This is a genomic window from Marinomonas shanghaiensis, assembly GCF_003259175.1.
GTDB lineage: Bacteria > Pseudomonadota > Gammaproteobacteria > Pseudomonadales > Marinomonadaceae > Marinomonas > Marinomonas shanghaiensis.
The window spans coordinates 358,898-373,676 of sequence record NZ_QGOK01000005.1 but is presented as its reverse complement, the minus strand read 5'-3'; the positions used below and the strand labels follow the sequence as shown (position 1 = coordinate 373,676).

The following is a 14,779-nucleotide window of genomic DNA, read 5'->3' as shown; positions in this document are numbered from 1 at the left end:
TACCTTTTCAAAAAATCGCTATTACTTACGACCAGCGCGTTTACGCTCGTTTTCAGTCAATAGTTTTTTACGAATACGAATACTGACTGGTGTCACTTCAACCAACTCATCGTCTTCAATAAACTCAAGCGCTTGCTCAAGTGTGTGACGAATCGGTGGAGTCAAAGTTAGGGCTTCGTCTGTACCAGAAGCACGCATGTTCGTTAACTGCTTACCTTTAACTGGGTTAACGGTTAAGTCATTATCACGTGAATGAAGACCAATAACCTGACCTTCGTATACTTCAACTGCGTGACCTAAGAACAGACGACCGCGGCTTTGTAGGTTAAACAAAGCAAACGCCGCTGTTTTACCCGTCACCATACTGACCAACACACCGTTCTGACGACCACCTACATCACCGTCTTTTACAGGACCGTAATGATCAAATACGCTGGTCATGATACCAGAGCCAGAAGTTAGCGTTAGGAACAAACCACGGAAACCGATCAAACCACGAGAAGGCGCCATGAATTCAAGACGTACACGGCCTTTACCATCTGGTTCCATGTTGGTCAATTCTGCTTTGCGCAAACCAAGCTCTTCCATGATAGAGCCTTGATGCTGCTCTTCAACGTCGATAACAACACGTTCAAAAGGTTCATGGATTTTGCCATCCACTTCTTTTTGAACCACTTCAGGACGGGAAACACCCATTTCGAAGCCTTCACGACGCATGTTTTCAATCAATACAGAAAGATGCAGCTCACCGCGACCAGATACAATAAATTTATCCGGTGTTTCGCCTTGGCGAACACGCAATGCTACGTTGTGGATAAGCTCTCGATCAAGACGATCTGAGATATTACGAGTCGTAATAAACTTACCTTCTTTACCTGCAAAAGGAGAATCGTTAACCATAAAGGTCATACTGACCGTCGGCTCATCTACTGACAAGGCTGGCAATGCTTCGATGCAATCAGGGTTACAAAGCGTATCAGAGATACTTAGGCCATCGATACCTGTAATACAAACGATATCACCTGCACCTGCTTTATCAGTATCAACACGCGCTAGACCATGATAGCCCTTCACGTTTAATACTTTACCTTTACGCTCTTTACCATCGGCAGACTTAACAACAACCTGCTGGTTTGGAGACAAACTACCACGTGTGATACGGCCGATACCGATAACGCCAACATAAGCATCGTAATCCAAAGCAGAAATCTGCATTTGGAACATACCATCTGGGTCAACATTTGGCACAGGCACACTGTCTACAATCATTTGGTACAGCGGTGTCATGTCTTCTGCCATGTTCTCTGGATCATTACCAGAGATACCATTGATAGCAGACGCGTAAATCACAGGGAAATCTAACTGATCTTCTGTTGCACCAAGGCTGTCGAACAAATCAAACACTTGATCCATAACCCAATCAGGACGAGCACCTGGACGGTCAATTTTGTTGATAACGACGATTGGGCGAAGGCCACGCTCAAACGCTTTTGACGTTACGAAACGCGTTTGAGGCATCGGGCCATCTACCGCGTCAACCAACAAAAGCACAGAGTCAACCATAGACAATACACGCTCAACCTCACCACCAAAATCGGCGTGTCCAGGTGTGTCTACGATATTAATACGGTAGTCGTTCCACATGATTGACGTGTTTTTCGCCAAAATAGTGATACCACGTTCTTTTTCTTGGTCGTTAGAATCCATGATTCGTTCAGAACCTTGATCTTTACGATCCAATGTGCCAGATTGGCTTAATAGCTGATCAACCAAGGTTGTTTTACCATGGTCAACGTGGGCAATAATAGCTACGTTACGTAACTTATTGATATCATTAGACATTTATAGTTCTCTGCGTTTAGCGTGAGCAAAAAGATGTAACGCCGCTTGATACGAACAGATATGCTCTTCAAGCGTCTCGAATCTTGGTGCGGGGTAAAATTCGCGCAATTATACTCTTATATTGATCAATATCCCATTAAAGTGACAAAAAAAGTCCTTTAAATAATTCAATAAGCGATAAAAAGCGCATCCGTATATTAACCATAACATTTTTTTACGACACAAATGCTACCGTTTGTCGGGGTCTAATATTCAGGGCAAATAGACCCCTACATTCTCGTATCCTTTGCCCAGTAGGTAAGAAGCCTGCATTCGACTCATGACACCCTTACCGCAGTAGAGTAAATGCGTGACATCACGCTCTAAATCACTCCAACTGGATTCTAAAGAAAAGAAAGGAATGACTTTGACAGGCCGACCACTGACTTTTAAGGGACGATTGCTTGCTTCGTCTGGGTGGCGAATATCAATGATAATCTCGTCATCCACAGGCATGCGAACGACTGGCACCTCTCCCTGATACTGCTTTGCCACGTCGTCCATGACATTTTGAATAGACAGAATTTGAGCGCTATCAATTGCTTGCTGCAAAACAGCAAAATCAAAATTTGACTCCTGCTTTTCGACGCGATGCATTTTTGCTCGGGTTGTTGGTCTAACAGAAATAACGCCACAAAACTCCGGCATACTGGCCGCAAAAGGGGCCGTACCGATTTCAATTGCCTTATCGATTATTTCCTGCTTGTTGGTGGTGATTAAAGGGCGTAGCACCAACTCTTCTGTCACTTGGTCTATGACTTTTAAATTCATCAGGGTTTGACTCGACACCTGAGCCACACTCTCTCCCGTGACCAGGGCTTTCGCTCCCACCTCTTTCATCAAATGAGAAGCAGCACGCAACATCATACGCTTTAGAATCACACCCATTTCAGAATGGTCAACTTTTGTTAAAATCTCACCTACAACCGCTTCAAACGGTACGGTGATGAATTTTACATTCAATGCCGAGCCGTATTTTTCCCAAATAAAGTGAGAAACTTGCTTTACGCCAATCTCGTGCGCGTCGCCACCAAGATTAAAAAAGCAAAAATGCGTTTTCAAACCACGACTCATGGTCAAATAAGAGCTTACTGTGGAGTCGTACCCACCTGACATCAATGACAATACAGGGTCTTGGGACCCCAATGGGTAACCACCAAGACCTTTAACACGCTGCTCAATCATCCACACTCGATTGTCTCGAATATCGATAGGAACCAATACTTCTGGGTCTTTCAAACGAACCGCCAAAGCACCACAGCGCACTTTTAAACAGCCGCCTATGTATTGCTCCGCTTTTACCGATGTAAAATCATGATTACCAACACGTTTCACTCGAACGGCAAATACAGCATCCTTGATGACATCACCGTAAGAAATAATAGCTTGTTCAACAATGTCATCGAGATGAGTAAAAGGAAACTCACGAACGTATTGAAAGTGCGCAATGCCAGCTATATTAGACAGAGCCGCTATAAACTCTTCTCTTAACGCTTCCTGATCCGAATAAATCTCAATGAAATCCCAGTTACCTGAGACTTTCACATCCGCGTCATACTTCTTAAGTACCAGTTTAACATTATGCTTAAGCTGTTTAATAAAGGCTTTTCGTACGGGGCGACTCTTGATCGTGATTTCGGCAAAAAACTTAACAATAAATTTCATAGGGGGTGCAATTTGTACCAGAGATTATAAATAAAGACGCATAGTATAAAGAAAAGTATGGAGATACGAAAACACAGAATACGCACCAACAATGAACAAAAACAAAGTAGACCGCACCAAAACAATGCATAACAACTTTTTTTATGACTTTTTTTAGCAACCAATAAGTGCACAGCAAATTTTAAAATTCTTATCTTATTGTAATATAAGGACTTATTAGCCCGCACAAAATTCTGGCACAAGTTATGCTTTATATTCGGCAAATGGCGCTTTATATTGAAGCACTCTATAAACGAAAAGTAATTTCGCTTTCACTACGACTGGAGAACAACTATGTCAAACAAGACCCTTGCCTTGATTGCTGAGCATGACGCGAAGTGGGTTGACCTTCGCTTTACCGATTTTAAAGGTAAAGAACAACACGTAACTATTCCAGCTATTACGGTAGATGAAGAGTTTTTCGAAAACGGTCAGATGTTTGATGGTTCATCCATTACTGGCTGGAAAGGTATCAACGAATCTGACATGATCATGTCTCCTCAAGATGATACCGCTGTTATCGATCCTTTCACTGAAGAATCAACGGTTATCGTTCGTTGTAACATCATTGAACCTTCTACCATGCAAGGTTATGACCGCGACCCTCGTTCTGTTGCCCTTCGCGCAGAAGAGTTCCTTAAGTCAACAGGTCTTGGCGACACGGCATTCTTCGGTCCAGAGCCAGAATTCTTCATTTTTGATGATGTTAAATGGAAAACTGACATGTCAGGTTGTTCTGTAGAGATCAACTCTGAAGAAGCAGCTTGGTCTTCTAACAAGAAATTTGAAGGCGGCAACATGGGCCACCGTCCTTTCGTAAAAGGCGGCTATTTCCCAGTACCACCAGTTGATTCTCATCACGATCTTCGTGGCGCTATGTGTAACGCTATGGAAAGTATGGGTCTTGTTATTGAAGTACACCACCACGAAGTGGCAACGGCTGGACAAAACGAAATCGGTGTTAAATTTAACACTCTCGTTAAAAAAGCCGACGAAGTTCAAATCCTTAAGTACTGCGTACACAACGTAGCTCACGCTTACGGAAAAACAGCGACTTTCATGCCAAAACCAATCGTTGGCGATAACGGTTCTGGTATGCACGTTCACCAATCTTTCTGGAAAGATGGCCAAAACCAATTTGCTGGCGACCAATACGCTGGCCTATCTGAAATGGCGCTTTACTACATTGGCGGTATCATCAAGCACGCTAAAGCGTTGAACGCGTTCACTAACGCTTCAACGAACTCTTACAAGCGTCTTGTGCCTCACTTCGAAGCTCCAGTTATGCTAGCTTACTCAGCTCGTAACCGTTCAGCGTCTATCCGTATCCCATACGTTGCGAGCCCTAAAGGCAAACGTATTGAAGCACGTTTCCCTGATCCAACCGCTAACCCATACCTAGCATTCGCTGCTATGTTGATGGCTGGTATTGATGGTATCAAAAACAAGATTCACCCTGGCGATGCTGCAGACAAAGATCTATATGACCTACCAGCAGAAGAAGCTTTGGCGATTCCTACTGTGGCAAGCAGCTTGGAAGAAGCGCTTAAATGTCTAGACGAAGACCGTGCGTTCCTAACACAAGGCGGTGTATTCTCTGACGACATGATTGATGCTTACATTGCTATGAAAACAGCAGAAGCTCGCCGTGTGTCTATGACAACTCACCCACTTGAGTTTGAATTGTACTACAGCGCGTAAGCTCTAAAGGCATCCGAATACCATAAAGCCTCGACCTCGTTCGAGGCTTTTTTTTGAGCACATTTCGGATTTTTTTTGCCCAAAAATAAACGCGGCCATTCAGGTGCACTATAATGGTGCTATGAATTAATTTCTTTACATAAAAAACCTTAACAAACAAGCCGTTTTACTATGCCCAATGTTGGTTCGTTTTTTGCAATTCATTTAACGTATAAAAAGAATTGAGCATAAATAGCAACAAAAAAGCAGGAGTCAACAGATGAGGCACATACTGTGTATAGCTTATTAATCGACCATTTATCTACCGCCGTCATTCAAGTGAGCGACAAACTAGAGATCGAATATTTAAATCCTGCTGCTGAAATGTTACTTGCTGTCAGCCGTCGTCGAATTTATGGCAATGATTTAGGGGCGGCTTTTCGCGAAGACGAAGACAGCATTCAAGCACTGTATGCTGCAATTAAGTCAGGTCATCCATTTACTAAGCGTGAAGCAGAAATAGAATGCAATAACAGTAAAAAGCTTTTTTGTGACTATACCGTCACACCGATTATGGGAACCTCTAATGATACGGAAAGTATTATCATAGAACTCTATCCTAGGGACAGAATGAAACGGATTTCGCAAGAAGATGAGATTATTGCTAACCATGAAACCAGTAAAGAACTGGTGCGTGGACTTGCTCACGAGATCAAAAACCCACTGGGCGGTATACGTGGAGCAGCCCAGTTAATCAGCCGAGCCTTTACAGATGAAGCGCTTAATGATTACACGCAAGTTATTATCGAAGAGTCGGATCGCCTACGCGACCTCGTTGATCGTTTATTAGGACCAAGACAACTGCCTAAAAATAAACCCCTCAATATTCACAAAGTGATTGAACGGGTTAGACAGCTCATCTCTGTTGAAACAGACAACCAAATTGAATTAATTCGAGATTATGACCCCAGCATCCCAGACTTAATAGGTGATGAATCTCAACTGATACAAGCTTTGCTCAACATCACACGAAATGCCATGCAAGCCTTAATGGAAGACGATAATAATCCTCATAAAACCATTCATATGGTAACGCGTGCATTGCGCCAATTCACCATCGGCTCCAAACGTCATCGCTTGGTCTGCAAAATCAGCATTATTGATAATGGACCAGGCATTCCTGAGGCAATTCTCAAAACACTATTTTATCCCATGGTGAGTGGCCGAGCTGATGGTACGGGCTTAGGGCTGTCCATCGCTCAATCCGTGATTCATCAACATCATGGCATTATTGAATGCAATAGTTACCCGAAAAAAACCGAATTTAATATATTAATTCCCATTGAGACGACAGTCCAAGACCAGGAGAAACACTCATGACACCAGAAGAAACCGTATGGATTGTTGACGACGATCGCTCTATTCGCTGGGTACTAGAGAAAACGTTAGAACAAGAAGGGATTCAATGTCGCCTATTTGATTCAGCTGAAAATCTTGTCAATATGATTGATAAAGAACAGCCAAGCGCCATTATCAGTGATATTCGCATGCCGGGTATGGATGGCTTAAAGCTGTTAGAAAAACTGCAAAAAGACCACCCCTATTTGCCTGTCATCATCATGACAGCACACTCTGATCTTGAAAGTGCTGTGGCTTCTTATCAAGGTGGGGCATTTGAATACTTACCTAAGCCATTTGATGTTGAAGAAGCCGTCAGTCTTGTTAAACGCGCTATGCTGCACCACCGCAATGCCAGACCTAGCACGGACAATATGGAAGTTGAAGCCGAGCCACAAGTTGACAAAGAAATTATCGGTGAAGCCCCAGCCATGCAGGAAGTCTTTCGCGCCATCGGTCGACTTGCAAAGTCTAACATCACCGTATTGATTAACGGCGAATCAGGCACAGGCAAAGAGCTCGTCGCACAAGCACTGCACACACACAGCCCTCGCTCTGCCAATCCTTTCATTGCTCTTAATATGGCCGCCATTCCACACGATTTAATTGAATCGGAATTGTTTGGTCATGAAAAAGGGGCTTTTACAGGGGCCAATACACAACGCCGTGGCCGTTTTGAACAAGCCAACGGTGGCACACTCTTTTTAGATGAAATTGGCGACATGCCAGCAGAAACGCAAACCCGCCTGCTGCGCGTACTAGCGGATGGTGAATTTTACCGAGTAGGTGGCCACACACCGGTTAAAGTAGATGTTCGCATTATCGCTGCCACCCACCAAAACCTGGAAAATCTGGTACAGAAAGGATCATTCCGCGAAGATTTATTCCACCGCTTAAACGTCATTCGAATTCATTTGCCTAAACTCGCAGAAAGACGCGAAGACATTCCAAAATTAGCTCGTCATTTCTTAAGTCGCGCAGCTGAAGAGTTGGCAGTAGAACCTAAACAATTGACCAAAGAAACCGAAAATTACCTCACTCAGCTGGATTGGCCTGGTAACGTTCGACAATTAGAAAACACCTGTCGCTGGTTGATTGTCATGGCGTCTGGTCGTGAAGTCTTGGTGGAAGATCTACCACCTGAGCTGCTTGCTGCAGTTCCTCATGAGCAACCTTTTGCCTCGTGGGAAGAAGCGCTTAAAAATTGGGTAGACAACACCTTAGCCACAGGGCAAAAAGGTATTTTGGATCAAGCCGTACCCAAATTTGAACGTATTATGATCGAAACCGCCCTTGCCCATACTGGTGGACGTAGACGAGATGCTTCATTGTTACTTGGCTGGGGACGCAACACCTTGACTCGTAAAATAAAAGAGCTAAACATCGATCATGCTGAACATGATGAAGATTAAACTCAGCTGATAAAAAAGATAATGCAGGTCAATCTATCGTTTGTTTGTCTGCATTATCTCTGTTTTCTGCTATTTTGGACTTGCTTTTACTAACACAATCCCCTACTAATTAAAGACTATTAAATGATCACTAATAAATGGGAAAATGGTTATGTATCCAACACTTCAGTCCATGGGTATCACCAGCATACAGGACATTGAAAAATTTACTTTGCGTTACGAAGGCGGCCACGATGTATTAAAAATTTATTACCGTCGTGAAAAAGGGTCTCTGCTACCAAAAAGCAAAAAATTTAAATTTGGTCGCTCAACCAAAACCGTGTTAGCCGATGGCGGTCAACAAACTTACCGACAAGTACAGGAACCTTCTCTGATTGTGCTACGCGCAATGGAAGAGCTAGAAAAGATTGTGGGTAAACAACATGAGACCAAAGCCACCAAAGAAGACTTGATCAAAGAGCTCGAACATCTAGAAAAAGTGGTTAACAGCAAAATAGAAGAACTAAAGACAAAAATTCAAGCCATGGAATAATGCTCCGAATGGCAAACAGCGAGCATTTTCTTTTAAACTGGATTGCTTATCCAATCCAGCATAAGAAGGGAATGCTTGCTAGCTCGGTACTCAAAATCCCGCTACAATCCTCTTCTCGGTAAAAAATCATCGCTTGGTACTTCTCGTATTTTAGTGCTTCTAAACATCTTTTATATACGTTGTTTGAGTCTACATCTATGCATCTTGTTACTTCTACCACAGAACTGGCCGACATCATCCGTAAAGGTGGCGTCATCGCTTACCCAACAGAAGCGGTTTGGGGGTTAGGTTGCGATCCTTTTAACGAAAACGCAGTAAGACGTATTTTAACCTTGAAATCACGTCCTGAAGAAAAGGGATTAATTTTAATCGCTGGCGCACAAGAAGAACTCACCCCTTGGCTGGAGACTTTAGACGTGCACGCTGCGCAGCGTCTTATTAGTATCAATGACATCCCCACTTCTTGGGTTGTGCCTGATACCAAAATCACGCCAAGCTGGGTAAGGGGCGAACACCAAAGTGTCGCTATTCGCCTATCTCAACACGATCCAGTAAAACGTCTCTGCGCTGCCTTTCAGGGAGTGATTGTGTCTACTTCAGCAAACCCAGCGGGTCTCGATCCTGCTCTGAGCGCTGAGGAAGTACACGCGTATTTTGGAGATCAAATAGACGCTATTTATCATGCGCCTTTAGGGAAGGCCTCAAAACCCTCTCAAGTAAGAGATATTTTGACGGACAAACTGTTTCGAGTGTAACAGTACAGTCTCTGTGTAAAAGCGCCTTTTTTATCCACAGTTCAGATTCTCTAGTGCAAAAAAAAACCATGCGACATCCTGTATAAGATGTGGCATGGCTTTGCATTTGCTCTAACACAATGACTAGATTAACCTTTAGTGACCACCAAGATACGCTTCTCGCACCTCTGGGTTCACCAAAAGCTCAGCACCTGTCCCTGTTAGCTTAATTTCACCATTCACCATAACGTAGCCACGATTGGCCAGTTTTAGAGCATGATTCGCATTTTGTTCCACCAAAAAGATCGTCATACCAGTACTGGCAACGTCTTTTAGGATCTGAAAAATCTGCTTCACAATAATCGGAGCAAGTCCCAAGCTAGGCTCATCCAATAACAACAACTTAGGTCGGCTCATTAACGCACGAGCGATCGCCAACATTTGTTGCTCGCCTCCGGACATGGTTGAGGCTCGCTGATTACGACGCTCCAGCAAACGCGGAAACATCTCAAACATACGCTGCATGTCTTTTTCAGCATGCTCCATACCAATTGGGATGGTCCCCATTAACAAATTTTCTTCCACCGACATACTGGGAAAAATACGGCGACCTTCAGGAGACTGAGCCAAACCGTTCGAGGCCACATAATGCGCCGATTTTTGTGAAATATCTTCTCCGCGATAAATAATCTCTCCAGAAGAAATACGAGGCTGACCAAAAATAGACATCAAAAGCGTCGACTTACCGGCACCGTTTGCCCCAATCAAGGTGACTATTTCACCTTCATCGATTGTCAAAGACACCTTCTTCAGTGCTTGAATCGGACCATAATGCACATCGACGTCTTTAAACTGCATTAAAGTAGTCATAGTGTCACCTCTTCACCTTCTTCTGCACCTAAATACGCCGCAATCACTTTCGGATTATTTTTGATATCGTCAGGACCCCCTTTGGCAATGACCTCACCATGATCCAATACAACTATATAATCAGAAATATCCATCACCATGCCCATATCATGTTCTATCAGCAGTACCGTCGTGTTGTGTTGATCACGCAACACACGAATCATTTTTGTCAACGCTTCGGTTTCAGAAGGATTCAAACCTGCTGCGGGTTCATCTAGACATACAATTTCAGGGTTCGTACACATGGCTCGAGCAATCTCTAAGCGACGCTGTTGACCATAGGAAAGCTCTCCCGCCAAACGATTGGCTGACCCCACTAAATCAACCACTCCCAACCAATAAAAAGCACGCTCTAACGCTTCCTCTTCAGATTTTCGGTAGCCTTTCGTATTCAGAATCCCCGCAATCAGACTGCGATTGACGCGCATATGCTGAGCCACTAACAAATTTTCTACCACAGACATTTCTTTAAACAAGCGAATGTTTTGAAATGTCCGCGACAGACCCGCACGGTTTACCAAATGCGATCCGCCAAACATCTTGTATTTAAGACGAGAAAAAAAGGCAACTGGAGAAAAGAAATCGGTCAGTTTAAAAGGCTCTCCCAGCACTTTAATAATACTGGTCTCTTTGCCACCAGCAGACAAAATAATTTTTCCACCAGTGGCTTTATAGAAGCCTGTCAGGCAGTTAAACACTGTGGTTTTACCTGCACCATTTGGACCGATAAGCGCAGAAACCGATCCACGCTTAATGTCAAAAGTCACATCATTTAGTGCCTTAATACCACCAAAATGCATCACCAAGTTTTCAACGGCTAAAATATTTTCTTGGCTCATTTAACTACCCCTTTTCTCGCTGCAAAACCTGTTCGCGTGACACGAACAATACCTCGAGGTTTCCAAATCATCATGACAACCATCAAAATACCAAACATTAAAACGCGGTATTCTGCAAATTCCCGCAACATTTCAGGCAATACTGTCAGACAGAAGGCAGCAATGACCACCCCTAATGTCGAGCCCATTCCACCTAGCACAACAATCGCCAAAATAAGAGCCGATTCGAAAAAAGTAAAAGAAGAAGGGTTAACGAATCCTTGATAAGTTGCAAAGAACACCCCCGCCAAACCACCTGTGGAAGCACCTAGCATAAAAGCAGACAGCTTCACTAATACGTGGTTCAACCCCAGTGAGCGGCAGGCGATTTCGTCTTCGCGAAGCGCTTCCCACGCACGGCCTATTGGCATTTTTACTAAGCGGTGTTTGATGAAGAGCACAGCCCATACGACGGCAAACAAAACGATATAAATAAACATATATCGGTACGCAGAATCGTAGGGAATATTAAAGAATTCATGAAATGTCCCACCGTCACTTGACCGACGCGTAAACTCTAGTCCAAAAAAGGTTGGCATCGGTGCGGACACACCATTCGGACCGTGGGTAAAAGAGGCCCAGTTTGTTAACACTAAGCGAATAATTTCCCCAAAACCCAGAGTCACAATCGCCAAATAATCACCGTGCATACGCAACACAGGGAAACCCAATATCGCACCTGCAATAGCAGCCATGAGAGCGGCGATTGGCAACATAGACCAAAAACCCAATCCTAGATTTTCATAGCCCAGTGCTAAACCATACGCTCCAATGGCATAGAAGCCGACAAAGCCCAAGTCCAATAAGCCTGCAAGTCCAACCACTATGTTGAGCCCCAAGCCAAGCAAAACATAGATCAAACCTAGAATCACGACCGTTAACACATATTTTGAAGCAATGAATGGCACAAGCAAACCAATCACGATCACCAGAGGAATAATCCACACCATTTTGGATTTATGCCCTGGCGGCAACACAGTCGCACCGTCATTATTGTTGGCGTAACGAAACGCCATGGCAATGCCTTTTTCTGTTTGAAAAAAGCTAGACATGGCAAAGCGCCCAACAATAACCACCAACACCATCCAAGCCACTTTACCGAACTCGGCATTGAAGCTATAGCCATCCAACACCACACCGACAATCGGACCAAATAAAATCAAGGCCATAAAGCCAGCAATCAAGGCATCGATACTGCTTTTTTTAAAATTAATTCCGACAGATTGGCTCATTTATACTTTCTCCACTTCAGGTTTGCCGAGAAGGCCACTTGGGCGAATAATCAAAATGAGAACCAACAAAGAGAATGAGAAAACATCTTTGTAATCAGAACTAATTAAGCCAGCAAACAAGGCTTCAGATAAGCCTAAAATTAGGCCGCCTAACATGGCTCCAGGTAAAGAACCTATGCCACCCAAAACCGCCGCGGTAAAGGCCTTGATGCCGATAATGAAACCAATATAAAAATCGAACGCGCCATAGTCCAGAGTAATTAAAACACCCGCCAACGCCGCCATTGTGGCACCAATAACAAACACGGTTGAAATGATTTTATCGGTGTCTATACCTAAAATAGACGCCATTTTTCGATCTTGCTGAGTCGCACGACACATACGACCTAATTTTGTTTTTTGAATGACGTAAGTCAGAATCCCCATACCAGCGAAAGCGGCAATAAGAATAAAGACTTTCATATAGGTAATTTGTACAAACCCATCACCCACGTGAAAACGCAATGCGCCAGTCAACATGGTTGGAACACCCTGTTGATTTGCACCTTGGCTCAATTGCACGTAATTCTGCAATATCAGAGACATACCGATCGCTGAGATCAATACCGCTAGGCGACTGGAGTTACGCAATGGACGATAAGCCACACGTTCAATCACCCATCCATAAGCCCCCGTTACAACAATTGTTAAAAAGAGCGTACCGATTATTACAACAAGAAAAGATTCAAAACCTAAAAAGGTTAACAAGGCACTGATCAGTGCAATAGCGATCGCAGTAATATAAGAAGACACCATGTAGACATCGCCATGGGCGAAGTTAATCATGCCGATAATGCCATACACCATGGTGTAACCGATCGCAATGAGCCCATAAACAGAGCCAAGGGTAAGACCGTTTACCAACTGCTGGAGAACGATATCCATCGTAAGACCTCGTGGGGATTTTTGAACAGAAAGAACATGTTTACCAACACAATCCTTGGCCAGTAAACATGTATTAGTTACGCCTAAAAAATAACAACTAACGTAAAAATCAATCTACTACGTTGTATTTACCTTGAGCATCCCACTCGTACATAACGTAGTCAGAAACGGTTAAGTCGCCTTTTTCATCAAAGTCTTTCTTACCCATTACGGTATCCACGGAATGGGTCTTCAACCACTCAGCGCCTTTTATTGGATCTAAGTTATTGTTCGCAAGCGCGGCAACAGCGACTTGCATAGCGGTGTAAGAGTAAAGGGTATAACCCTCTGGCTCATAACCTGCGTCGCGGAATTCTTTGATTACTTTAGCACCAGAAGGGTAAGACGTTGGTGGCGCACCAAATGTCATCAGAACACCATCAACATATTCTGGGGAACCCGCAACGGATACAAACTCATCCGATACAATACCATCACCTGAGATAAAGATGGCTTTAGAGCCCTGTTCGCGCAACTGACGAACCAATGGACCCGCTTCAGAATGCAGACCACCAAAGTACACAACATCAGCGTCAACTGAACGAATTTTGGTGATCAAAGCGTTAAAGTCTTTTTCACCACGAGTCAAACCTTCATACATGACTTCTTTTACGCCATAAGCGTTCAGCGTCGATTTCATGGCATCAGCAAGACCTTTACCATAAGTGTCTTTATCATGAATAACCGCAATACGTTTAGCGCCTAGCTTGTCAACAATATAACTGGCAGCCACGTCACCTTGCTGATCATCACGACCACACACACGGAAAACGTTTGGTAAACCTTGATCTGTTAACGTTGGGTTCGTAGAGGCTGGTGTTACCATGATAACGCCCGCTTCTTCGTAAATTTTGGATGCAGGGATAGAAGAGGAAGAACAGAAATGCCCTACTACCGCTAAAGCACCATCTGAGTCGACCAGACGGTTGGCAACAGAAACCGCTTGTTTTGGCTCACAAGCATCATCTGCTTTTACCAACGTGATCATCTCACCATTAATGCCACCCGCGGCATTGATATCTTGAGCGGCTTTTTCAGCCCCTTTCCACAACTGCTCACCAAAGGCGGCATAAGCGCCAGTATGAGGACCTGCAACACCGATGACGACATCAGCTTGAGCCAGTGTCGCTGCACCAGCTACCGCAAGAGAAATTAATGTTTTTCTAACAACCGCGTTTGACATAAGAAAAGCCTCTATTCGTTTTGTGTTTTATCGTTATTATTCAAAAGCAAGAAGCGTTCCAATAATTTAAGCTCAAAGAAAAAGCAGAAAATATGGAACTTTCACAGCAACTATCCAAGGAATGTGCACTGGAATGAAGCTACACATTAATATCAGTCTAAAGTTTGGTCAATAGTAGTGCAGATAAATAGTGCAAATAACCTAGATGAAATTCTGTGGCGCAAAAAAAATGCGAAATAAATCACTAAAATTATTTATTTTTATGGTTTTTTA

12 protein-coding genes are annotated in these 14,779 nt (G+C 43.6%); 5 read left to right on the top strand and 7 right to left on the bottom strand.

Translation table 11 applies throughout. The annotated features are described in order from the left end of the window. Window positions 1–21: 21 nt before the first annotated feature. Window positions 22–1,842, bottom strand: a complete 1,821-nt coding sequence (gene typA / locus DKT73_RS05545) for a translational GTPase TypA (protein WP_111637568.1) — start codon at window positions 1,840–1,842, stop codon at window positions 22–24. A 252-nt stretch (window positions 1,843–2,094) separates the two neighbouring features. Then, window positions 2,095–3,546, bottom strand: a complete 1,452-nt coding sequence (gene thiI, locus DKT73_RS05540) for a tRNA uracil 4-sulfurtransferase ThiI (RefSeq protein WP_111637567.1) — start codon at window positions 3,544–3,546, stop codon at window positions 2,095–2,097. Between the two features lie 333 nt (window positions 3,547–3,879). On the opposite strand from thiI, the gene glnA reads away from it, so the two are divergent. The 5 genes from glnA (at window position 3,880) to DKT73_RS05515 (ending at window position 9,362) form a co-directional block, all read left to right on the top strand. Continuing rightward, window positions 3,880–5,286, top strand: a complete 1,407-nt coding sequence (gene glnA, locus DKT73_RS05535; protein ID WP_111637566.1) for a glutamate--ammonia ligase — start codon at window positions 3,880–3,882, stop codon at window positions 5,284–5,286. Window positions 5,287–5,559: 273 nt separating this feature from the next. Beyond that, window positions 5,560–6,645 (top strand): nitrogen regulation protein NR(II), encoded by a 1,086-nt coding sequence (glnL, locus tag DKT73_RS05530; RefSeq protein WP_111637565.1) that lies wholly within the window; start codon window positions 5,560–5,562, stop codon window positions 6,643–6,645. Further along, on the top strand, window positions 6,642–8,075 hold the full coding sequence (gene ntrC / locus DKT73_RS05525; protein ID WP_111637564.1) for a nitrogen regulation protein NR(I): 1,434 nt from the start codon (window positions 6,642–6,644) through the stop codon (window positions 8,073–8,075). The genes glnL and ntrC overlap by 4 nt, the downstream gene beginning before the upstream one ends. A gap of 151 nt (window positions 8,076–8,226) precedes the next feature. Then, window positions 8,227–8,607 carry a DUF3461 family protein gene (locus DKT73_RS05520; RefSeq protein ID WP_111637563.1) on the top strand — a complete coding sequence of 127 codons (381 nt, stop codon included), beginning with the start codon at window positions 8,227–8,229 and terminating at the stop codon, window positions 8,605–8,607. A gap of 197 nt (window positions 8,608–8,804) precedes the next feature. Next, a complete protein-coding gene (locus DKT73_RS05515) occupies window positions 8,805–9,362 on the top strand; it encodes an L-threonylcarbamoyladenylate synthase type 1 TsaC (protein WP_111637562.1) in 558 nt (185 codons plus the stop codon). Between the two features lie 135 nt (window positions 9,363–9,497). Here the strand turns inward: DKT73_RS05515 and DKT73_RS05510 are convergent, their stop codons facing one another. The 5 genes from DKT73_RS05510 to DKT73_RS05490 form a co-directional block, all read right to left on the bottom strand. Continuing rightward, window positions 9,498–10,211, bottom strand: coding sequence for an ABC transporter ATP-binding protein (locus DKT73_RS05510; RefSeq protein ID WP_111637561.1), 714 nt, complete (start codon window positions 10,209–10,211; stop codon window positions 9,498–9,500). Beyond that, entirely contained in the window at window positions 10,208–11,089 is an 882-nt protein-coding gene (locus DKT73_RS05505) for an ABC transporter ATP-binding protein (RefSeq protein ID WP_111637560.1), read from the bottom strand. Before DKT73_RS05505 ends, DKT73_RS05510 begins: the two co-directional genes overlap by 4 nt. After that, window positions 11,086–12,360, bottom strand: coding sequence for a high-affinity branched-chain amino acid ABC transporter permease LivM (gene livM / locus DKT73_RS05500; RefSeq protein ID WP_111637559.1), 1,275 nt, complete (start codon window positions 12,358–12,360; stop codon window positions 11,086–11,088). Before livM ends, DKT73_RS05505 begins: the two co-directional genes overlap by 4 nt. Then, window positions 12,361–13,284, bottom strand: coding sequence for an ABC transporter permease subunit (locus DKT73_RS05495; RefSeq protein WP_111606730.1), 924 nt, complete (start codon window positions 13,282–13,284; stop codon window positions 12,361–12,363). It abuts the gene before it with no gap. A 109-nt stretch (window positions 13,285–13,393) separates the two neighbouring features. After that, a complete protein-coding gene (locus tag DKT73_RS05490) occupies window positions 13,394–14,506 on the bottom strand; it encodes a branched-chain amino acid ABC transporter substrate-binding protein (RefSeq protein ID WP_111637558.1) in 1,113 nt (370 codons plus the stop codon). Between the last annotated feature and the right edge of the window lie 273 nt (window positions 14,507–14,779).